We start from the raw sequence: 20,958 nt of genomic DNA on the forward strand, positions 1-20,958 counted from the left end.
TTATTTTCGTTTCTTCTTTCTGCGCTCAAACTCTTTCAGGATTTTCTCGTGATGCGTTGAATAGTGTTTTTGAAGTTCTTCAAATTCTTTTTGAACTTCTTTGAGTTCTTCTTCGCTGAAGTTTTCCAGATTCACAAGATCTGTTCGTGCTCCCTTTAATGCCCTCAGCAACTCATCCAGTTTTAGGTGAATCGCTTTGGCGTCACGGTTCTGTGTATTCTGGATGAGAAATACCATGAGGAACGTCACAATCGTCGTTCCGGGTATTGATGATGAGCTGCCAGGTATCGGAAATAGTTGTAATAGGGGCCCAGGATGCCCCAGACAATGATGATCATGACTGCAATGATGAAGACCGGAGGAGCGCCTACCAACTCGGAGGTTTTGTGGGCAAACCGTCGGAATGTGTCTTTCACATGATGTAATGTAGACATCCGGAACTGCGGTTTGCAACTTACAAACGCGGGCCGAGTGTCGTAAAATAGGAACAATGGACATTACAACTTCTTTACGAACAGACGGGAAAGTTCCGGTGACGGTTCTCCATTTAAAAGGTGATCTCGATATGAAAACGTATCAGGAACTGGAGAACCGGGTTCGCCAGGCACATTCGGAGGGGGTCCGGTATGTGGCGCTTGATCTAACCAACGTGCGCTACATTACCAGCGCAGGACTGCGCGCGATTCATACGGCGTTCAATCTTTTGAGGGAAGGAGATTCTGCGGAATCGGATTCTGTTGCTCAAAAAGGAATGCGCGGTGGCGTCTTCAAATCCGCACACCTGAAGCTGGTAAATCCGTCACGCCCGGTTCGCGACGTCCTGACAATCGCGGGTTACGATATGTTTATGGAAATACACCCGGACGTTGATACCGCGATCAAATCCTTTTAAGGATTTCCTACTTCTTTGAGAATTTCTTCGGGAAAAGTGATGCCGAGACGCTTCGACACTTCCTGATTGATTTCCAATTTCTTTTCTACGAAGTTTTCAAACGGAATGTTTGCTGGACTTTCACCCTGCAATACGCGGGCAAGTTTCTTGGCGGATACATATCCGGTCCTGTACCAACCAATACCGACTGCCATCAATGCGCCATGAGTCGTGAATTCCGGATCATTGATGAATAGAGGAAGTTTCGAATCGGCCGCAACTTTGCCAATTGCATCGAACGCTTGAAGGGCCGTATTGTCGCCGGTGACCCAAAGGGCTTGTACGTCCCTGGAAGCCACGCTTTGCATCGCGGGATGGACATCCGTAGTGCTATTGATAGTAACTTCGCTGAGCCTTATACCACCTTTTGCAAAGGCATCGCGGCTTACGGTAATCACTTTCACAGAATTCGCTTCGGAGGGATTGTAAATCGTTCCCACTGTCTTTACCGTAGGCACGATTTTTCGGATCATCGCAACTGTATCATCAATAGGGGGAAAGGAACTCGTACCTGTCACAAATGGCAGGTGATCGTTTGCGTTTTTTCCGGCTCCCGCCGCCACTGGATCGTATACATAGGTGAAAACAACCGGCGTTTTCTTGGCTGTTGTGCAGGCTGCAGTCAAGCAAGGAGTGGTCATAGGAATGATTGCGTCCAATCCCATGGAATCGTAGTTTTGAATCAGTAAAGGGATGTTTGAGATCTCGCCTTGCGCGTGGGACTTTTTGATTTCCAAATTCTGGCCTTCGACGAAACCAAGCTCTCTCAATCCATCGACTAATCCCTTCATGCAAAGATCGGCGGCAGGATCCGGGCCAAAATAGACGATGCCAATCTGATAATTTTTCTTTTCCGCAGAACCGGGTGCTTTCGTGACCTTAGCTGGCTGTTCTTCCTTGCGTTCTACTTTGCAAGACGCGAGTCCCAACAGGAGCACACACATCATGAGAATCTTTGTAGCCTTCATACAAGTCTCCCTCTGGTTATCCTCTAATCAGTAAAGCTTTCATTTCACGCACGGCCCGTTCCAGGCCCACAAGAGAGGCGCGCGAGACTATGTTATGGCCGATGTTCAGTTCCACGATTTCTTCAATTTGAACGATACGGCTTACATTGTGATAGGTCAGGCCATGTCCGGCCAACACCTGAAATCCGACACGTCTGGCAAGTTGGCAGGCATTTCGGACTTTTTCCCATTCCAGATCTTGCAATTCTTCCGTCTTTGCATCAGCGTATTTTCCGGTGTTGATCTCCACCTTGCGGGCTCCTGTTTTTTGACAGGCTTTGATCTGATCCAGATCCGGATCGACAAAAATGCTTACAGCGATTCCTGCATCTTGAAGCGAAACGATGCCCCGGCCCAGGATCGATGCGTTCATGACAACATCCAGTCCACCTTCGGTCGTAATCTCTTCCCGTCTTTCCGGCACGAGCGTCGCTGTATCCGGCTTAATTGCTGTTATCAACTTGATGGTTTCACTATTTGTCGCCATCTCTACATTCAGACGAGTGGTGATCACGTCCCGCAGCAACCGCACATCTCTTTCCTGGATATGGCGCCGGTCACCTCGAAGATGAACGGTGATTCCATCGGCTCCGGCCATCTCTGCAAGAATCGCTGCTGCAACCGGATCCGGTTCGTTTGTCTTTCTTGCTTCGCGCAGCGTCGCAATATGATCAATATTTACGCCGAGCTTCACGTATTTTGCATCCATATTTTCCTGCTATTTTAACAAAGTAGCGTAGGCGTCTCGCCTGCGTTATGCCTCGCAGACGAGACGTCCGCGCTACGTAAGCTGCGTTTTCAAAACGTCTTTGAGTTCCGCGGCCAGGCGCTCGATTTGAGTCTGATCAGCACCCTCCAGCATGATGCGGGCCAGCATTTCCGTCCCTGAATAGCGTACAACAATCCTTCCGGAATCGCCTAATTCATCCTTAATCTGCCGGATCTTATCCGGCACTCCGGGAACGGTGTTTAAATCCGGTTTGCTTTTCACAGCCACATTCAACAATATCTGCGGAAATCGCTTGATCCCTTCGAAGATTCCGGAAAACGGGACTCCTGAGTTTTTATAAATACGCAAAACCTGCAACGCAGTTGCAAGCCCGTCTCCTATGAAACTATCATTCATAAAGATGATGTGTCCCGATTGTTCACCGCCTAGTGAAAGATCCTCTTCCTTCAATTTTTCCAATACGTATTTATCGCCAACGGGAACTCTGTGTAAAAAAATTCCATGATTTCTCAAAAACACTTCCAGCCCCAGATTGCTCATCGAAGTGGCAACGACCGACCGCTTTTTCAATTGAGAGCGTGAATCCAGATATCTTGCAGCGGCGCCCAGAATAAAATCACCGTCATACATTTCATTCCTGTCAGCGACAAGACAACGGTCCCCATCGCCATCAAATGTAAATCCACAATCGTAACCGTTTTGACGAAGCGCTTCTGCAACAACTTCCGGATGCAGTGATCCGCAACCATGATTGATGTTCTTTCCATCGGGAGATGTGTTTAAGGGATGGACGGTTGCTCCCATTTTGCGAAGGATGGCCGGTGCGAGGTGAAAAAGCGCTCCGTTTGCGCAATCCAAAACGATCGACATACCGGAAAGATCGAGATCGGGAAAAAAATCATTCACCAGGTGATGAAAGTATTTGTTACGGAATTCTTCTTCGAGTGAACAATTCTCGCCGGCTGAGGCTTTTGTTTCCCGCACGAAAGATTTTTCACCAAGGAGATAAGGTTCAATCTCCAATTCTGTTTGTTCGGATAGTTTCAGACCATCGGGACCGAAAATCTTAATTCCGTTATCGGCTGAGGGATTATGGGATGCGGTAACGGATATTGCAAAATTTTGCTCTGACTTTGCCAGGTAGGCAATCGCGGGTGTCGGCAATACTCCACCGTCGCGAATTTTTCCGCCCGCGCGGCTGAATCCAAGGCATAGCGCGCTCGTGATGGCTGGTCCTGAATCGCGAGTGTCGCGACCAACGATCAGAACCGGCTCGACCTCTTTTTCAGATAATAAGAAATAGAGAATCCGGCCCAGCAACTCCACAGTGGCGTTGTCCAGTGGAAATTCACCGGCAGCGCCTCTTAAACCATCAGTTCCAAATAGTTTTCGCATGCTTTTTGTGAGTTTAAGATTCTACCAGAAAACTGAACCGCCAAGACGCCAAGAAAAGAAGAGAATTTTTAATCTTGTGCGTTCTTGGCGCATTGGCGGTTAAAAATCAGGAGATTCTTACATGAATTCTGGGAGGGGTGATATCTTTCACGGAAACCTTTTTCTGAGCTTCCTGATCCAAAACGACACGAGGGGTGAGATCATAGACTCCAGGTTTTAAAGCACCAACATCGAGCACAACTTGAATTTGTTCATTCTTTATCTGTGCAAAGAATGATTTGGGTCCCAGCAGATCGAGCCTCACTGTTTTAGGATTGAATCTAACTTGCGCGTTCGTATCTCCCACAAGCACCGGTACTCTCATCGTGAATACATCTGTGATTTCGGAAACGTTCACGGTAACCTGAACGCTTTTTGTTTGTGTAATTCGGACCAGACTGTTCTCAACGCCAACGTTTACCGTTTCGGTGTGCGTACCCTGTATTCTGCTGACATCAATCGAGTCGGTCAAAGCCTGGCGAACCGCAGCCACAGCCGATTGCGGTCCACGAATTTCAACTTCCGACGGTTTTACGTTTGCTTCCGACACCTTAAATCCAATGGCCGGTTCTCCTTCTAAACGGACCGTTACAGGAACTTTGCGGCTTACCACTTCGTCTACGCGTAGCGAAATGCGGGAAGGCGTGATCCGCAGAACAGAAAATCCATAGGGAGCCTTCACCTGGTCAGGTCCAATCTCGAAATTGCGCAAGCCTGCTTTTGTATCGGACAAATCCACCCAGCATGAAATTTCGTTTGGCTTCAGATTCTTGATCGTATTCGTGGTGCCCTTTACCCAAACATTTACATTCGTGACAAGATCTTTCTCCGGGAAAATCTCGAAACTTCGAGCGAGATTTCTGTATTCCAGCGGCACACTTACCACGATTTCAGAACGCTCTTGCGCTCCTACCCACAGCCAGAGCAAAAAGGATAATCCGATCGACAGTCCGATCAAGAACAACTGGTTAGTGGGAATTCTCATGAGACCTCTATTTTCTTTGCAAGTTTTTTCGTAAAGCTCGGTTGTTCCTGCAAAACTTTTTCAGAAATTCGTTTCTTTAGCTCCGGTCCATCCAGATCAGTCATCAGTTCTTCGCGATGTACCAGACTGATCTTTCCTGTTTCTTCGGATACGACAATAATGATCGCATCCGTTTCTTCACTCAAACCGATTGCGGCGCGATGCCTGCTGCCGAGTTCTTTAGCGAGATAAGGATTCAGCGTCAATGGCAGAAAACAGGCGGCAGCGCTGATCCGGTCAGACTGGATGATCACCGCGCCATCATGGAGCGGAGAAGCAGGATTAAAAATGCTCATCAATAAGTCGTAGCTAACTTTCGCATCAAGCGAGACTCCGCCTTCAATGTAATTCTTCAATCCCATGTCGCGTTCTAACACGATGAGTGCTCCGATCCTTTTACTCGCCATTGCAGTTGCAGCAAAGACGATTTCATCCATCGGCTGCGTCCCCAGTCTTCCCGTGAAAAAATTTAACAAAGGATTCTGCCCCAGACTCGAGATTGCTTTTCTGATCTCATGTTGAAACAAAATGATGATCAGAAAAAACAGATACGGAAATATTATCGTGAGTGTCCAGTGCAGCGCATTCAATTGAAGCCAGCGGGAAACAAAAAATATTACAACCAGAAAAAGTAATCCGAAACCAACCTGGACGGCTCCCGTTCCGCGGATGATCAAAAGGACCTGATACACAAGAAATGCCACGATTCCGATATCGATCAGGTCAATCCAGTTGATCTCCATGCCTAAATAATATTGCACCCCCCAAGTAATGAGCAATGAAAATAAGTAGCGCGAGCGTCCCGCCTGCGGCATTGTTAAAGCAGTGCATCGAGCACATCGCAATAACGGCGGAAAAACCGGACGTCATGCACCCGTAAGATATGCGCTCCTTGCTGCACGCAAACTCCCGCAGCCGCGGCGGTGCCTTCCAGACGTTCGGACGCTGGAAGGCCTGTGATCTTTTCAATGAATGATTTTCGGGAAGGCCCCACCAGGATGGGAGCGCCCAATTCCTTGAGAAATGAAAGATTTCTGATGATGTTTAAATTGTGATCGAGTTTTTTGCCGAAACCAATCCCCGGATCGACAATCATCTGATCCCTTTGAACATCTTGCTGCTCCGCTATTCGAAATGTTTCACGGAAGAAATCGAGGATTTCGGAAAACAGATCGGAGTATTCGGGTTCTGCGGGCATTGGATGAATACTCTTAAGAAAATGCATGCAGATGACCGGAACCTTGTATTGCGTGATGATGTCAGGCATCGCAGGATCTTCACGGAAGGAAGAAACATCATTAATGAGATCAGCTCCATCCTCCAAACAGCGTTTCGCAACTTCACTGCGGTAGGTGTCTATGGAGATCCAAACATCCGATCTGCTTCTCAGAGTTTTTAGAATGGGAAGAACGCGTCGGCATTCCTCTTCGATTCCCACAGGCTCGGACCCAGGACGCGTGGACTGACCTCCGATATCCAGAAGATCCGCTCCCTCATCGATCAATTGAAGTGCGTGCCTGACCGCAGCGTTTTCATCCAGATAGCGGCCGCCGTCATAAAAGGAATCAGGAGTTGCGTTCACAACTCCCATAATTGCGGTGCGTTTTCCGAGAGAGAGAGTTTTGTTGCGCGAGTAGAGTGTGAAGGAGGGTCTCATAATCAAAGTAGCGCGGACGTCTGCGGAGTTCTCGCCGGCGGGACGCCCGCGCTACTTTGTTTATTAATTCTGCGGGACGATAACCGGGCGGCCTTTTACTTTTGCAGCCTCTTTCTTTTCTTCTGAAGAATCATTTTCACCGATTGGTTCGAGAGGCAATCCTTCACAGATTCTGCGGATCTGTTCTGCATCCAGTGTTTCGCGTTCCAGGAGCGCCTCTGCGAGCTTTTCCAACAGATGACGATTCTCTTCGAGCACTTTTCTTGCGCGATCGTAATTCTGCGTGATGAAGCGTTTCATCTCCTGATCAATTTTGACGGCAGTGTCCGGACTGACCATGGTTTGCTGCGCAAAATCTCTTCCAAGAAAGATGGTTTCCTCTTTCTTTGCAAAAGAGACCGGCCCGAGCTCCGTGCTCATACCCCAATCACAGACCATTTTGCGCGCAAGTTCTGTGGCGGTTTCCAGATCATTTTCGGCGCCTGTCGTGATCTGTCCCAGGATAAGCTCTTCCGAAATTCTCCCGCCCAGACAGATGGCGATCATGTTTTCCAGATGCACTTTGCTGTAATTGTAACGGTCGTCCAGCGGCAATTGCTGCGTCAATCCCAGCGCCCGGCCGCGCGGAATGATCGTAACTTTATGCAAGGGATCTGCTCCCGGCATCATGTACGCAACGAGAGCGTGACCGGCTTCGTGATAAGCGGTATTCCTTTTTTCTTCATCACTCAGAATGAGCGAACGGCGCTCCGTCCCCATCATCACTTTGTCTTTTGCATATTCGAAGTCGATATGGGTGACCGCTTTACGATTATGATGAGCGGCTGCCAGAGCAGCTTCATTCACAAGATTCGAAAGGTCTGCCCCCGAAAATCCGGGAGTGCCTCTGGCAATGAGTCTGATATCAACATCAGGAGAAAGTGGAACCTTCCGGGTATGAACGGCCAGGATCCCTTCTCTTCCTTTCAGATCGGGTCTGCTTACAACGACGCGTCTATCAAACCTGCCTGGACGTAACAGAGCAGGATCCAGAACATCAGGACGGTTTGTTGCAGCAACCAGGATGACTCCTTCATTTGTCTCGAATCCATCCATTTCAACAAGCAACTGGTTGAGCGTCTGTTCCCGCTCATCGTGTCCGCCACCAAGACCGGCTCCACGGTGTCTTCCGACCGCATCAATTTCATCAATAAAGATGATGCACGGCGCGTTCTTCTTTCCCTGTTCGAAAAGATCGCGAACTCTGGAAGCACCCACACCGACGAACATTTCAACAAAATCAGAACCGCTGATGCTAAAAAAAGGAACGTTTGCTTCTCCCGCAATCGCGCGCGCGAGCAGTGTTTTTCCTGTTCCTGGAGGCCCCATCAGAAGAACGCCTTTAGGAATTCTGCCCCCGAGTTTGATGAATTTTTGCGGATCTTTCAGGAATTCAATGATCTCCAGCAATTCTTCACGAGCTTCATCGACTCCTGCCACATCACGAAATGTGATTTTCTTCTGCTGGGATGTTAATAATTTGGCGCGTGATTTCCCGAAGGAAAGCGCTTTGTTTCCGCCGATTTGCATCTGGCGCATGAACAACACCCACATTAGCCCGAACACAATAACAATTATGATTCCCTGAACGAGCCAGGAGAACCAGGGATTTGACATCGTATCTTGCGAGCTTACTTCGACTCCTTTTCTCCTCAGATCTGTGACAAAGTTGTAATAGTTGTATCCCTGGGGAGTAAAAGTTCTATACTCCACACCATCCTTGGTGCTTACGCGGATTTCGTTGCCGCGAATTTCAACTTCGCGGATCCTCTCCGCTTCGACGTCATCAAGAAAAATGCTGAACTTTACAGGCTGGTGTGCTTTACCGGCAAAATGGCCATAGTAAAGCGCCATCACAATGGCGGCTGATAAAAAACCGACAATCAGAAAGAAACGAAACGCAGTTTTCACCCGATTTTACTCCGGTAACATAGTGTAGTATCGCCGCTGGACGAGAACAATGCAAGGTTTTTCGTTTTTTCACCGCAGAGAACTCACCGCAGAGAACACAGAGGCCGCGGAGAAAAAAATCTTCTTACTTTGCGTTCTCGGCGATCTGTGCGGTGAAAATCTCAAGACTTGACCTCGGAAAGAATGCCGATATAGGGCAAATTTCGACCAAATTCCTTGTAATCTAGGCCGTACCCCACCACAAAATGATCTTCAATTTCAAAGCCCACATAGTCCGGCCGGATATTCACTTTCCGACGGGCAGGCTTATCAAGAAGCACGCATGTCTTCAAACTTTTCAAATCCATTTGTTTCAGGTGTTCCTGCAAAAACTCAAGCGTAACGCCGGTATCGAGAATATCTTCAAGCAGTAATACGTCACAATGTTTCAATTCAAAATCAGACGAAAAATGCAGATAAACAGTTCCCGAGCTGTGAGTGCCACCGGTATAACTTTGAACCTGCATGAATTGAATCCTAAGAGGGACAGTCAGCCTGCGAATTAGATCGGCCGCAAATACCAGAGAACCTTTTAAGATGCAAAGAATATCAACTGTGACCCCTTCATAGTCAGAATTGATTTTGTCCGCAAGCTCCCGAACTCGATGTTGAATCTGCTCTTCTGTGAGCAGCACTTCGGCTTTAAACACTTTGCCTCGCCTCGATACGCAATAGTTTTTTGGTCGAGTCCGTCACCCTGTAGTCGTGGTGAATTTGATGTCCCGCGACCCAGACCAGGTCATCATTCTTATATACCAGAGGGATCTGTTTTCTCGAATTTCTCGGAACTTTCCTATCGATGAGGAAATCGCTTAGTTTTTTGTGCCCTTTCATGCCAAGAGGTCGAAAAGAATCACCTTTTTTCCAGTTCCTTATATATAGAGGAAAAGAAGCCTTGTCGGCATCGAGGTAAGCCAGGTTGGGACCAGGGGCAAAGTCTTGTTTCAACAGAACGGAAAAATCCAGGGTTACCTTTGCTGCGGGAAACAGGTATTTGCCTGAAGAAGGAACGTCCATTTCTGTAAAACCAATCCTTTCTTCCTTTCTCACAAATCGGATCGCTCCCTCTTTGTAACAGACCTTCACGAAACCGGGAAGTTCCATTTCCCTCTGGTTTTGGATGCAGGTAACCAGATTCTGAAGGGTTCTTGCATTCAGCCGCAGATCGCCGCTGATTTTACACAAAAGCCTACGCAAAAGCGCTTTCTGGAGCGGAGGACTGAGCCGGAGCCAATTGTTACGATTCAGAATCCAGTGGCCTTCTTTCTCTTCCATGATCTTTTCGTACGGTTGCAATAGCTTGTTGAGGAGATGGTTTAGCTCTCCGATCCATGTAGCTGTTCGATGGATTGCTTCGGAAAATTCCGGATTGAAATGCTTTTCCAAATACGGGATCAATTGATTTCGAATTCTATTCCGCCGAAATTTTGATTTCTTGTTGGATCTGTCCGTGAAAAACGCAATCTGGTTTTTCTGAAGATAATGAAGAATTTCCGTGCGCCTGCACTCAAGCAGAGGACGAATATAGATATCTCGATGGAGTTGCATCCCGGAAAGACCATCCGGTCCCGCTCCGCGAACCAAATGCAATAAAAATGTTTCGACAGCATCATCTTTATGATGCGCGAGTGCAACCTTATGAAAACCGTGCTCTTTGGCTACTTTTGCAAGGTGACGATAACGCCTTTTTCGGGCCGACTGTTCCAGGTCCGCTGGCCGTTTTTTCCAAGCAATCCTTTCGACAAATAAAGGAATCTTTTTCTCCTCGCAAAACTGCCGCACAAACTTTTCTTCTTGCTTTGATTCGCGGCCTCTCAACTGATGATTCACGTAAACCGCGGCAACGTCCGGATGGATTTCTTTTAGCGCCATCAACAAAAAAGTGGAATCGGGTCCCCCGGAATAAGCCACGAGTACACGCTCTCCCGGAACAATGAGGGAATGCTTCTTGATGAACAGTCTGACCTTATTGACGATCATGGCGAGACGCGACAGACGCACAACGCGCAGACGCGCGACTCGTCGACGCAATTGATGGCGGTGCAGGGATTCGAACCCCGGACGCCGCGGATATGAGCCGCGTGCTCTAACCAACTGAGCTACACCGCCCTGAATCGTCTGTCGTGTTTGCGCGTCTGAGAGTCTGTTGCGTCTGTGGAGGTAATTCTAAGTGCCCTCAAGCCTGCTTGTCAACGAAACATGTCTTATAATTGACCCATGCCTGTAACCTTGCACTGCGTCAGATGCACGATTTCGGAAGAAGAACGCAGAATGTTTAAGTGTCCTATTTGCTTTAATAAAGTCTGTGAAATGTGTTGCTATTTCTTCGCCGGACGTCACTTTTGCAGTAAAGGATGCGCTGACTATTTTTTCTTTGGCAGTGGCGATGACGACGACGATTAGGTCACGTACTTGTTTCCTCCCCCTTATTAAGGGGGATGCGAGGAGGGGGTTGAAAGAACTACAAAAAGATTTTGATCAACCCCACTCTAGCTCCCCACGTCATAAGGGGGGAGAATCCGAATACCACTGCTGATTCCTATGTATCCTACTCATCGACCTCGTAGACTGCGTAAGAATCCCATCGTTCGATCTCTCATCAGGGAAACCAGCGTCGACAAACAGCGACTGATCTATCCCATTTTCGTCGCAGAAACTTCCCATCGCCGGACACCTGTTGATGCAATGCCCGGCATCAGCCAGTTCAATCTGGAGGGCGCGTTGGAAGAGTGTGTTCCTCTGTATGAAAAAGGTATGCGCCACTTTCTGATCTTTGGAATTCCGGATCGCAAGGATGATCTGGCGAGTTCGGCTTACGATGAAAACGGAGTGGTTCAGATGACCATCCGGAAAATGAAGCAAGAAATACGGGATTGTGTGATTTTTACCGACGTTTGTTTGTGCGCCTATACGAGCCACGGTCATTGTGGTGTCATAAAAGATGGGGTCATCTGCAACGATGCTTCCGTAAAATTGATTGCACGCACTGCGCTGTCACATGCGCAAGCAGGCGCCGATTTCGTGGCGCCATCCGACATGATGGATGGACGCGTCGGAGCCATCCGGCAAACTCTGGATGAAAACGGACTGCAGGATGTTGGCATCCTCTCGTATGCTGCGAAGTTCTCTTCTGCTTTCTATGGTCCTTTTCGGGAGGCAGCTCATTCAGCACCGCAATTTGGCGACAGAAAAACGCATCAGATGGATCCGGCCAATCGTCTGGAAGCGCTCAAAGAAATGCAAACGGATATCGAGGAAGGAGCCGATATCATCATGGTGAAGCCGGCTCTTTCGTATTTGGATATTATTCGTGAAGCTAAAAATCGTTTTCTCGTTCCGATAGCCGCCTATAATGTCAGTGGTGAATACACCATGGTAAAAGCCGCAGCGCTGCGAGGATGGGTGGATGAAAAGATGGTTCGCGATGAAATTCTACTTTCCATACGCCGGGCCGGTGCGGATATCATCATTACTTATTTTGCGAAAGACCTCGCACTCGAAGAAAAATAAACTGTGCTTATTTCCTTGGCGCCTTGGCGTCTTGGCGGTTTAAATCAAATATGGAAGCAAATTTTCATTATCCAGCTGAATACTACGACGAAGATTACAAATTCGGAATCCCGGAACGCGGCGACATTCCGTTTTACATGAAATACGCGCTTCAAGCAGGATCACCGGTGTTGGAGCTCGGTTGTGGCACAGGACGCATCCTGATTCCCATCGCGCAGGAAGGAATCGAATCGCATGGACTCGACATGAGCCGGGAAATGCTCGGTGTTTGCGAAACGAAAGCGCGCACTCTAAACCTGAAAAACGTCCACTTGAAATGCTCCAGCATGGATCAGTTTGAGTACGACGAAAAATTCTCTCTTATCTACATTCCTTTCCGATCTTTTCAGCATCTTCTAACTCAGGAAGAACAAATCCGGTGCCTGGAGCTCGTGCGGAAGCATTTAAAGGATGAGGGCTTGTTCATTCTGGATGTGTTTGCGCCCAACATTAACAAAATTGCGGCCTACGAAAAAAGCCATGATTGGGAGAAAGAGTTTTCCAGAAAAAATTCTCAAACCGAAAGCACAATCACCAGATATTATCAGGCATCACCGGATCTTGCAGCTCAAACAATAGAGGTTTCGATGAAATGGGAGGAGCGGGACGATCAAGGTGTTGTCGTTGCGCGCAAGAAAGGTGAATTCAAGCTCCGTTACATTTTCCGTTACGAGCTGGAACATCTTCTGGTTCGCTGTGGATTTGAACCGGCCATTTACGGGCACTTCGATGAGAGGGCCTATGATTACATCTCCGGCGAAATCGTAGCCGTATGCAAAAAGAAGTAAAAGGAACAGCTCTGATCACGGGCGCTTCCAGCGGTATTGGCCTGGAGCTTGCCAGATTGTTTGCGAAGGACGGAATTCATGTCGTTCTTGTAGCCAGATCAACCGAAAAACTTCAACGTTTGGCTACTGAGCTCGAAGACGCTCACTCGATTCGCGCAAAAATATTACCATTTGATCTCGCTGATGCAGGTGCTCCGGATCATCTATTCATGCGAACACAGGAAGAATCGATTCCGGTTGATTTTCTGGTCAATAATGCTGGATTCGGAATGCGGGAAAGTTTTGAGAAAAATGATCTCAAGCAGATTCTGGAAATGCTTCAGGTCAATATTGTGGCACTGACTCACCTAACAAAACTGTATGTGAAGGAAATGCTCGCGCGAAAAAGCGGAAAAATTCTGAATGTGGGTTCTACCGCAGCCTATCAACCGGGCCCATGGATGGCTGTTTATTATGCAACCAAAGCATACGTTCTGTCCTTTTCGGAAGCACTGTCGAATGAATTGAACGGGACAGGAGTGACGGTCTCAGCTTTGTGTCCCGGTCCAACGCGTACAGGATTTCAAGAACGCGCAGGCGCAAAAGATATTCAGTTGATGAAAAGCAAAATGATGAGGGTAATGGATGCTGCAACCGTGGCGAAAATAGGGTATGAAGGAATGATGAAGAATAAGAGAGTGATCATACCCGGGTTCATGAATCGAATTGTTGCAACTGCTGCGCGCATCGGCCCTCGCGATTGGTCTACTGCTATTGCAGGCTCGTTAAATAAATCAAAAGAATAAACCGCCAAGACGCCAAGTCGCCAAGGAAAAAGAACAATTTAACTTTTGGCGTTTTGGCGCCTTGGCGGTTAAATCAGACGTTTAGTGGAGGTTTGGAATGAAATGGCTCCTCCTGCTTCTCTTGCTGCCCGGTTTGCTGTTTGGCGCCGAACCGATTGAAAAACATCCTGAATGGGATCAGGATTATTCAAAAAAAATCCGTAAATACACAACTGATCCTCAGTTCTTAACCGATCTGGTGGATCATTTGCCTGCATCGGACAAAGTTCCAACGCCGCAAAAGTTCCTTGGTTACATATCCGGCACGCCTGAAAGACTAACTTACTCCGAAGATATTCATCGTTACATGCGAGCGCTGGAAGCCGTTTCTCCGCGCGTGAAAGTCTTTTCAATGGGTAAGACGGAAGAAGACAGGGAGATGATCCTGGTGGTGATTGCAAACGAAGAAACCATCGGCGATCTCGATCGCTACAAAGACACGACGCGCAAGTTGTCTGATCCCCGGAAAATGAACGACACAGAAGCGGAGCAGTTTATCCAACAAGGAAAACCGATGTACTACCTGACCGGAGCGCTCCATTCACCAGAAACAGGCAGTCCCGAAATGCTGATGGAGCTTGCATACCGGCTCGCTGTGGAGGAGACTTCCGCAATTCAATCGATTCGCAATAACATCATCACTCTAATCACTCCGGTTCTGGAAGTCGATGGCCGCAATCGAATGGTGGATCTGGTGCGCTGGCAACAGGCGAATCCAAAAGCTCCGTTGCCGCCTCTGATCTATTGGGGTCACTATGTGGCTCATGATAACAATCGCGATTATCTCGGATTGAGCCTTGCGCTCACGCGCAATGTGTTGAAAACGTTTTTTGAATACCATCCTCAGGTACAACACGATTTGCACGAATCGGTTCCCTTTCTGTACGTCTCAACAGGAACCGGACCCTACAACGCATGGCTCGATCCGATGGTGATCGATGAATGGCACCGCATGGCCTACCACGAAGTTCAGACTCTGACTCAAAAAGGTTTACCGGGCGTATGGACGCATGGCTTTTTTGATGGTTGGGCGCCGAACTACTTGTTCTGGGTTGCGCACGGGCATAATGCGATTGGCCGTTTCTATGAAACGTTTGGAAATGGCACACCAAAAACTCTGGATAGAGTTGTCCGCGATCCAAGCCAGCGCGCCTGGTACCGGCCGAACCCTCCGCTGCCAAAAGTAAAATGGTCGCTTCGGAACAATGTAAATTATCAGCAAAGTGGCGCTCTTCTTGCGCTGCATTACATGGCGCAGAACAGTCAGCATTTCTTGCGCACCTTCTGGTCACTTGGAAAAAGGGCCGTGGCAAAAGCAACGAATGAAGGTCCTGCTGCGTATGTGTTCGATGCAACTCAAAAACGGAAAGGACAGCTTCGTGACCTGTTGCATCTGCTGCGCGAGCATGGCATCGAGGTTCATCAAACCGACAAGCCCGTAACAGTGAAACTTCAATGGCCACCCAAAAAGGAGGAAGAGAAGAAAGATTCTGAAAAGAAGGAAGAAAAAAAGGAAGAGAAAAAAGAACCGGACGCTGCAACCTTTCCGGCCGGAAGTTTTGTCGTGAGGTTGGATCAACCGTACAGCCGGCTCGCGGACACCTTGCTCGACATCCAGTACGTCCGCGGTGATGAAAGAGTTTACGATGATTCCGGCTGGACACTCGGCTATGCGAAAAATGTGGAATGGAAGCGGATCGTAAATCAGGAAATCTTAAAAACGCCGATGCGGCCATGGGAAGGCAGGATGGCTGTTTCCCGTCCTGAAATCAAAGGATCCACGATTGCAATTCGAAATCATGGCGAGCTAGATCTGGTTCGTCTTCGATATGCTCTACCGGAAATCGAGTTTTTGATCACGGAAGAAAACTGGAAAAAGAAAGATTCCGAATGGGCAGCGGGAACCGTTCTCATTACAGTAGAGGAAAGCAATTCGAAAAAAGTCGAGGATGCTTTAGCTACAACCGCACTCGAATACATCGTTCTTGAGAATGCACCGGACGTCAAAACGCACAAGATGGCAACGCCGCGAATCGCGATGCTGCACACATGGTTCGACACTCAGGATGAGGGTTGGTATCGAATTGCATTCGATGAATTAAAAGTTCCGTACGACTACATCTCCACACAAGACGTCGCCAACATGCGTGATTTGCGAAGCAAATATGACGTGATCCTTTTTTCGCCTTCGGGTTTTCGCACCGATGTAGTGGATTTCGTGAACGGTTTTCCTGCCGGACCCGCGATGCCGTGGAAAAAAACGGAACTGACGCCGAATTTGTTGATCGATGAAACAGATGATATTCGCAAAGGGATGGGCTATTCGGGTGTGCAGAATTTAAAAGAATTTGTGGAAGCGGGCGGCCTGCTGATTACGATACGCGAAACAGCTGAGTGGGCCGTGGAATATGGTCTTGCAAGATGGATACGAACAAGTCAGCCACAGAACTTGAAGGCATCAGGAAGCTTGCTGAAGTCGGTTTTGACAGATAAGAAGAGTCCTGTCGGTTACGGTTATGATGAAACGATTCCCGTTTACTACGCGGCAGGAACCATTTTTAAAGTTGGAATTTTCGAGGACCGGACGGATCAAGGAAAACGTCCAAGTGGACGCGGAAATCCGAAAGATCCTGATGTTCCTCAGGGAAGACGGTATGTAGAACTTCCGGACAAGCCGAAACCTGGTCCAGGCGAAGAAGGATTCCAACCTTCCGATGAGTGGTCGGTCTGGTATGAACCTCTGATTCCGAAGATGGAAGATCGGCCTCGCATAGTTGTTTCCTTTCCGAAAGAAGCGGATCAAATCTTTTTGTCCGGAATGCTGGAAGGCGCCGATGAAATTGCAGGGAAACCGCTGATCATTGATTCACCTCTGGGAAAAGGACACATCCTGTTGTTTGCTAACAATCCGATGTGGAGAGGTAACACGCAAGGTAACTACGCGTTCATTTTCAACGCGATTCTTAACTATGAGAACCTGGATGCCGGCTGGCCGCCGAAATAGCCCAAAGTAGGGGTGCCGCATTTTCGTTTTTGAAAAATGCTGCGCCCGGCAATTTTGGCGGACTGAGCATTCGCAAAAAACGCGAATGCGCAGCCCCTACAAACCAATTCGATTTAATAAGTTTCGAAAGCGGGGATCAGACCGAAGTTCTGTGAAGCGAGGATCAACTTTCAGGTAAACCAAGGAAGCAGAAGGTTCCTGATAAGCTTCTTCCAGCAACTGAATCGCTTTTTCTTTATCGCCGGAACTGGCGCAGATCTGCGCGAGATTGTACGGGGACACATAAGACGCCTGACTCTGTTTCTTGCTGTGTTCCAATCTCTTATTCCAGTAACCTTGCGCGCCGCTCTCTTCATATGCTCGCCGCAGTTCTCCTACTTGCGCGGCTACTTCGCTCGCGTCTTTTCCAGCGGAAATCCGCGCTTTCTCGAATTCCTGAATCGCTTCGCGAAACTTTCCCAATTGTTCGTATACGGCAGATAGAAACCGGTGAGCCGACGCAAAGTTTGGGTCCATGTCCTGGACTTTTTTTAAACGGTGAATGGCGCTTTCAAAGTTGTTGTTAAAGTAATAGCACGCTGCGATATCTGTTTGAATGATTAACGATAAAGGATCAAGCTCTTCCGCTTTTTTCATCTCTTCAAGCGAGTCTTCGAATCTCCCGATCATTGTTAAACACATGAAATACCAGTGGTGAGCGGTAGCATATCCGGGATTCAGCCGGAGCGCTTCCTTGTATTCCTTTACTGCTTCATCCCAGCGGAATTCATGCGTTTTCAGATGTCCGAGTGATGTATGCGCTTCTGCAAGAGACGGATCAATCTCAAGAGCGCGATTCACCGCGCTGCGGGATTTCGCAAAAGCCTCTTGCGGCGGCAGCAAAATTCCGAAATCTGCGAGTAATGCATAAGTGTCGGAAAGACCTGCATAAGCCAGAGCGTAAAGTGGATCGATCTGAATCGCCTGAGTGAAATGCTCGATCGCCTTTTGAAAACTTTCCCCTGTCCGCCGGTTCCAGAAATAACGTCCTTTCAAATAAGCCTGATATGCATCCGTATTTTTCGTGTAGTGTTTGGCCAGCAAATGTCTCTCTTTCGTTGATAGTTTCAGCCGCAGTTTGCTGGAAATCTCAGCAACAATGTCGGATTGCAGCGCAAATACATCGGCAGTTTTTCTGTTGTATTGTTCTCCCCACAAATGCCAGCCGTTCTGCACATCCATAAGCTCCGTGCCTATGAGGAGTTGATCTCCTTGCTGTATGACACGCCCGGTCAGCACGGCCCCGACGTTCAACTGTCTCCCCACTTCCAGCGGGTCGGTCTGTTTGCCTCGATAATTAAAAACGGTTCCACGCGCCATCACTTTCAGGCGCGTTAGCTGCGACAGGCTGTTGATGAGGGCTTCTGTGATCCCGTCGCTGAGATACTCCATCTGGGCGTCTGCGCTGCTGTTGTCGAATGGAAGGATTGCTATGGATTGAATTGCTTGCTTTGCCTTTCGTTTTGCGGGCTTGCTACTTTGAATGGTTCGTAAGAAAAGCAGGATGTCTTGAGCAGCTTGAAAACGTTGATCCGGATCTTTTTCCAGGCAATGTAGGATCAATTGCGACAGCTCTGATGAAATTCCTTTTGGAGCGGGAGCCGGACTATGCAAAATTGCCGATATTGTTTCTGCTGCGGTTTGCCGGGAAAAGGGAGAATGTCCCAAGCTCATTTCGTATAAGATGCATCCAAACGAGAAAATATCGGTCCGTGAATCGAGGGGTTGACCGCGCAGTTGCTCGGGCGACATATAGGCAACGGTTCCCGCAATGACCCCCGTACTGGTTACTTCCTGTGAAACGCTTGCGTCCGTCTTATGCCAGCGTGCCAGACCAAAATCGAGGATTTTTACGATTCCGGTTGATGTGTAAAAAATATTCTGGGGCTTTAAGTCGCGGTGAATAATCCCGGCAGAATGAGCACACCGGAGTGCTTCTGCGATAGAGACCGTAATTTCCAGGATCTTTTGTTGCGTTAATGTGCCTCGCTCGATGTAGGTTCTCAGTGTCTCTCCCTGAAGCAGTTCCATGACAACGAACGGTGTGTTCTCATGAATTCCAACATCAAAGATCGTCACAATGTTGGGATGGCTCAACGCGGCAAGCGCGCGGGCCTCCTGTTGAAACCGGCGGGTGGCGTCAGGATTGAGAATAAGATTCTCCGGCAAAATCTTGATGGCAACGTTCCTTCCGAGACGTTCATCTTCACCGCGATAGACTTCTCCCATTCCTCCTTTTGCGAGGAAATCCAGAATTTTATAAGGGCCGATTTGTGTGTCAGGGGAAAAGCTCATCTGATGTATACATTTTAACTGATATACTTTCAAAAAATTGATCTGCAATGCGAATCGATCGCCGCACATTATTAAAGCTATTCCCGGCATCTTTGTTTTGGCGTAGTGCGGGCGACTCGCCCGCAGAATTAGCTCGCGGGCGGGCCCCCCGCACCACACCGCTTAGGAAACGCGCGCGGGATCTCGGCATCAGAATCGGCAGCATGCAACCGGGCATGTGGAACGCGATCACAGACGTCCCGGGAGTTCGAGTGGGCCACTCAACGCTGATTCAAGGACAATCCATTCGCACCGGGGTAACTGTTGTCGTGCCACATGACAAAATTCTTGAGGAATACATTCCCTTCGGCTTTCACATCTTAAACGGAAACGGCGAAGTGAGCGGACTCATCCAGGGTTCTTCACTTGGCATTCTTGCTTCCCCGGTTTGCCTTACAAACACATCAAGTGTTGGAATGGTTTACGATGCTTTGCTCTCACAAATGCCTGACAAACAGATCGTTCCGATCGTGGGAGAGACCTGGGATGCGTATTTGAACGATATTGAAGGTCGCCACGTTCACAAGGAACACGTTTGGGATGCATGGAAGAACGCAAGATCCGGACCGGTTACGGAAGGAAATGTCGGAGGTGGGACTGGCATGATCTGTTATGAATTTAAAGGTGGCATCGGAACTGCATCCCGCCGGCTGCCTGATCCATGGAGTGGTTACACGGTGGGCGCCCTGGTTCAGGCAAATCATGGTAGTCGCGAACACTTGCGCATCGATGGTGTTCCGGTCGGAGAAGAGATTCATGATCTTCGTCCTGTACCTGATGAAGCGTCTTTTCTAAATTCCATTCTCATTGTGATCGCTACAGATGCTCCTCTTTTGGATTACCAGCTGAATCGAATTGCTCGAAGAGGCGGAATGGGACTCGCAAAGTCCGGCAGCATCGCCAGTAATAGCAGTGGAGATTTTATTGTGGCGTTTTCGACCACTAACAGAATTAAGGCCTCAGAGTTTTGGAAAGGAAGCACCTACACACTTCAGTCAATCGAACAGTACGATATCCAGCCTTTGTTTGAAGCAGCCGCAGAAGCCACTGAAGAAGCGATCATTAACGCTCTGTTTATGGCAGGAGACCTGGAGGGTTACAAGGGTCACAAAGTTTTTGCGCTTCCGATCGATCGAACTCTAAAAATCATGGAGCGTCATCATCGTTTATTCCGTTCGGAGGAAAGAAAAGTTGCCTCTGTTTAATGTAATTTCACTTCCCCCTTTCGAGGTGATTCTTGTGGAAAGCTGGAATGCTCCTGCACACCGGTATTTTTTAGCTTATAAGACGCGCGGCGATTTCAGACACATTATGGGACTGCCGGTCGTGGATGAATTTGGTACTTTCTGCACGCCGATTTTTTTCGGGCCACTTCCTCTCCTTGGTCAGATTTACAATGTTGGGATCACGTTGGGTCATCAAAGGAGTCCTGACATGTCCATCGATCTGGGATGGCCACCGGTCTGTGTTGGCATTCAAACGGACCGGTCGGCTGATGCAGGTTGGGAAACAAAACTGCTGAATGCAATCAAAGCTGAGAAGCCAGAACGCAGGCGGGACGCCCGCGCTACTTCGCAACGGGATGCCCGCGCTACTTCGCAACGGGATGCCCGCGCTACTTCGCAACGGGATGCCCGCGCTACTTCGC

General features: G+C 48.4%; 17 protein-coding genes, 1 tRNA gene and 1 pseudogene. 7 read left to right on the top strand and 12 right to left on the bottom strand.

All coding sequences use genetic code 11. The features are described from left to right. A pseudogene (locus tag L0156_12925) lies at nt 1-434 on the bottom strand (low affinity iron permease family protein). Nucleotides 435-490: 56 nt separating this feature from the next. On the opposite strand from L0156_12925, the gene L0156_12930 reads away from it, so the two are divergent. Then, a complete protein-coding gene (locus L0156_12930; protein MCI0603902.1) occupies nt 491-892 on the top strand; it encodes an STAS domain-containing protein in 402 nt (133 codons plus the stop codon). Here L0156_12930 and L0156_12935 read toward each other — a convergent pair. The 10 genes from L0156_12935 to L0156_12980 form a co-directional block, all read right to left on the bottom strand. Continuing rightward, nucleotides 889-1,899: an ABC transporter substrate-binding protein gene (locus tag L0156_12935; GenBank protein ID MCI0603903.1), complete on the bottom strand. Its 1,011-nt coding sequence runs from the start codon at nt 1,897-1,899 to the stop codon at nt 889-891. The genes L0156_12930 and L0156_12935 overlap by 4 nt on opposite strands. 16 nt (nt 1,900-1,915) lie before the next feature. Continuing rightward, complete coding sequence (locus L0156_12940) at nt 1,916-2,647, bottom strand: pyridoxine 5'-phosphate synthase (GenBank protein MCI0603904.1); 732 nt, start codon at nt 2,645-2,647, stop codon at nt 1,916-1,918. Nucleotides 2,648-2,719: 72 nt separating this feature from the next. Then, nucleotides 2,720-4,063, bottom strand: a complete 1,344-nt coding sequence (glmM, locus tag L0156_12945; GenBank protein ID MCI0603905.1) for a phosphoglucosamine mutase — start codon at nt 4,061-4,063, stop codon at nt 2,720-2,722. Between the two features lie 106 nt (nt 4,064-4,169). Next, the gene (locus L0156_12950) at nt 4,170-5,087 is read right to left on the bottom strand and encodes a hypothetical protein (protein MCI0603906.1); all 918 of its coding nucleotides are present in this window, start codon (nt 5,085-5,087) and stop codon (nt 4,170-4,172) included. Next, complete coding sequence (cdaA, locus tag L0156_12955) at nt 5,084-5,869, bottom strand: diadenylate cyclase CdaA (protein MCI0603907.1); 786 nt, start codon at nt 5,867-5,869, stop codon at nt 5,084-5,086. The genes L0156_12950 and cdaA overlap by 4 nt, the downstream gene beginning before the upstream one ends. Before the next feature lie 74 nt (nt 5,870-5,943). After that, on the bottom strand, nt 5,944-6,783 hold the full coding sequence (gene folP / locus L0156_12960; protein ID MCI0603908.1) for a dihydropteroate synthase: 840 nt from the start codon (nt 6,781-6,783) through the stop codon (nt 5,944-5,946). Between the two features lie 63 nt (nt 6,784-6,846). After that, the gene (gene ftsH / locus L0156_12965) at nt 6,847-8,676 is read right to left on the bottom strand and encodes an ATP-dependent zinc metalloprotease FtsH (protein MCI0603909.1); all 1,830 of its coding nucleotides are present in this window, start codon (nt 8,674-8,676) and stop codon (nt 6,847-6,849) included. Nucleotides 8,677-8,894: 218 nt separating this feature from the next. Next, complete coding sequence (gene hpt / locus L0156_12970) at nt 8,895-9,422, bottom strand: hypoxanthine phosphoribosyltransferase (protein MCI0603910.1); 528 nt, start codon at nt 9,420-9,422, stop codon at nt 8,895-8,897. Beyond that, complete coding sequence (gene tilS, locus L0156_12975) at nt 9,415-10,752, bottom strand: tRNA lysidine(34) synthetase TilS (GenBank protein MCI0603911.1); 1,338 nt, start codon at nt 10,750-10,752, stop codon at nt 9,415-9,417. The genes hpt and tilS overlap by 8 nt, the downstream gene beginning before the upstream one ends. Before the next feature lie 55 nt (nt 10,753-10,807). Then, a tRNA-Met gene (locus L0156_12980) sits at nt 10,808-10,881 on the bottom strand. 432 nt (nt 10,882-11,313) lie between these two features. On the opposite strand from L0156_12980, the gene hemB reads away from it, so the two are divergent. The 4 genes from hemB (at nt 11,314) to L0156_13000 (ending at nt 16,937) form a co-directional block, all read left to right on the top strand. Beyond that, nucleotides 11,314-12,282, top strand: coding sequence for a porphobilinogen synthase (gene hemB, locus L0156_12985; GenBank protein MCI0603912.1), 969 nt, complete (start codon nt 11,314-11,316; stop codon nt 12,280-12,282). A gap of 50 nt (nt 12,283-12,332) precedes the next feature. Continuing rightward, the gene (locus L0156_12990; GenBank protein MCI0603913.1) at nt 12,333-13,109 is read left to right on the top strand and encodes a class I SAM-dependent methyltransferase; all 777 of its coding nucleotides are present in this window, start codon (nt 12,333-12,335) and stop codon (nt 13,107-13,109) included. Next, nucleotides 13,094-13,894 carry an SDR family oxidoreductase gene (locus L0156_12995; protein MCI0603914.1) on the top strand — a complete coding sequence of 267 codons (801 nt, stop codon included), beginning with the start codon at nt 13,094-13,096 and terminating at the stop codon, nt 13,892-13,894. Before L0156_12990 ends, L0156_12995 begins: the two co-directional genes overlap by 16 nt. A 97-nt stretch (nt 13,895-13,991) precedes the next feature. Further along, the gene (locus L0156_13000) at nt 13,992-16,937 is read left to right on the top strand and encodes a hypothetical protein (protein MCI0603915.1); all 2,946 of its coding nucleotides are present in this window, start codon (nt 13,992-13,994) and stop codon (nt 16,935-16,937) included. 96 nt (nt 16,938-17,033) lie between these two features. Here the strand turns inward: L0156_13000 and L0156_13005 are convergent, their stop codons facing one another. Continuing rightward, complete coding sequence (locus tag L0156_13005) at nt 17,034-19,271, bottom strand: protein kinase (GenBank protein ID MCI0603916.1); 2,238 nt, start codon at nt 19,269-19,271, stop codon at nt 17,034-17,036. A 47-nt stretch (nt 19,272-19,318) separates the two neighbouring features. On the opposite strand from L0156_13005, the gene L0156_13010 reads away from it, so the two are divergent. Together L0156_13010 and L0156_13015 are read left to right on the top strand one after the other, a co-directional pair. Further along, nucleotides 19,319-20,515, top strand: coding sequence for a P1 family peptidase (locus tag L0156_13010; GenBank protein ID MCI0603917.1), 1,197 nt, complete (start codon nt 19,319-19,321; stop codon nt 20,513-20,515). Continuing rightward, on the top strand, nt 20,502-20,958 hold a 457-nt coding region (locus L0156_13015), incomplete at its 3' end, for a hypothetical protein (protein MCI0603918.1). The genes L0156_13010 and L0156_13015, both read left to right, overlap by 14 nt.

It is taken from the genome of bacterium, assembly GCA_022616075.1.
Classification (GTDB): Bacteria; Acidobacteriota; HRBIN11; order JAKEFK01; family JAKEFK01; genus JAKEFK01.

Coding starts and splice junctions, on each gene's coding strand:
- L0156_12995 (MCI0603914.1), top strand. CDS start 13,094: ATGCAAAAAGAAGTAAAAGGAACAGCTCTGATCACGGGCGCTTCCAGC.
- L0156_12950 (MCI0603906.1), bottom strand. CDS start 5,087: ATGAGAATTCCCACTAACCAGTTGTTCTTGATCGGACTGTCGATCGGA.
- tilS (MCI0603911.1), bottom strand. CDS start 10,752: ATGATCGTCAATAAGGTCAGACTGTTCATCAAGAAGCATTCCCTCATT.
- L0156_13000 (MCI0603915.1), top strand. CDS start 13,992: ATGAAATGGCTCCTCCTGCTTCTCTTGCTGCCCGGTTTGCTGTTTGGC.
- folP (MCI0603908.1), bottom strand. CDS start 6,783: ATGAGACCCTCCTTCACACTCTACTCGCGCAACAAAACTCTCTCTCTC.
- ftsH (MCI0603909.1), bottom strand. CDS start 8,676: ATGGCGCTTTACTATGGCCATTTTGCCGGTAAAGCACACCAGCCTGTA.
- L0156_13010 (MCI0603917.1), top strand. CDS start 19,319: ATGCGAATCGATCGCCGCACATTATTAAAGCTATTCCCGGCATCTTTG.
- L0156_13005 (MCI0603916.1), bottom strand. CDS start 19,271: ATGAGCTTTTCCCCTGACACACAAATCGGCCCTTATAAAATTCTGGAT.
- hemB (MCI0603912.1), top strand. CDS start 11,314: ATGTATCCTACTCATCGACCTCGTAGACTGCGTAAGAATCCCATCGTT.
- L0156_12935 (MCI0603903.1), bottom strand. CDS start 1,899: ATGAAGGCTACAAAGATTCTCATGATGTGTGTGCTCCTGTTGGGACTC.
- L0156_12990 (MCI0603913.1), top strand. CDS start 12,333: ATGGAAGCAAATTTTCATTATCCAGCTGAATACTACGACGAAGATTAC.
- glmM (MCI0603905.1), bottom strand. CDS start 4,063: ATGCGAAAACTATTTGGAACTGATGGTTTAAGAGGCGCTGCCGGTGAA.
- L0156_12940 (MCI0603904.1), bottom strand. CDS start 2,647: ATGGATGCAAAATACGTGAAGCTCGGCGTAAATATTGATCATATTGCG.
- cdaA (MCI0603907.1), bottom strand. CDS start 5,869: ATGGAGATCAACTGGATTGACCTGATCGATATCGGAATCGTGGCATTT.
- L0156_12930 (MCI0603902.1), top strand. CDS start 491: ATGGACATTACAACTTCTTTACGAACAGACGGGAAAGTTCCGGTGACG.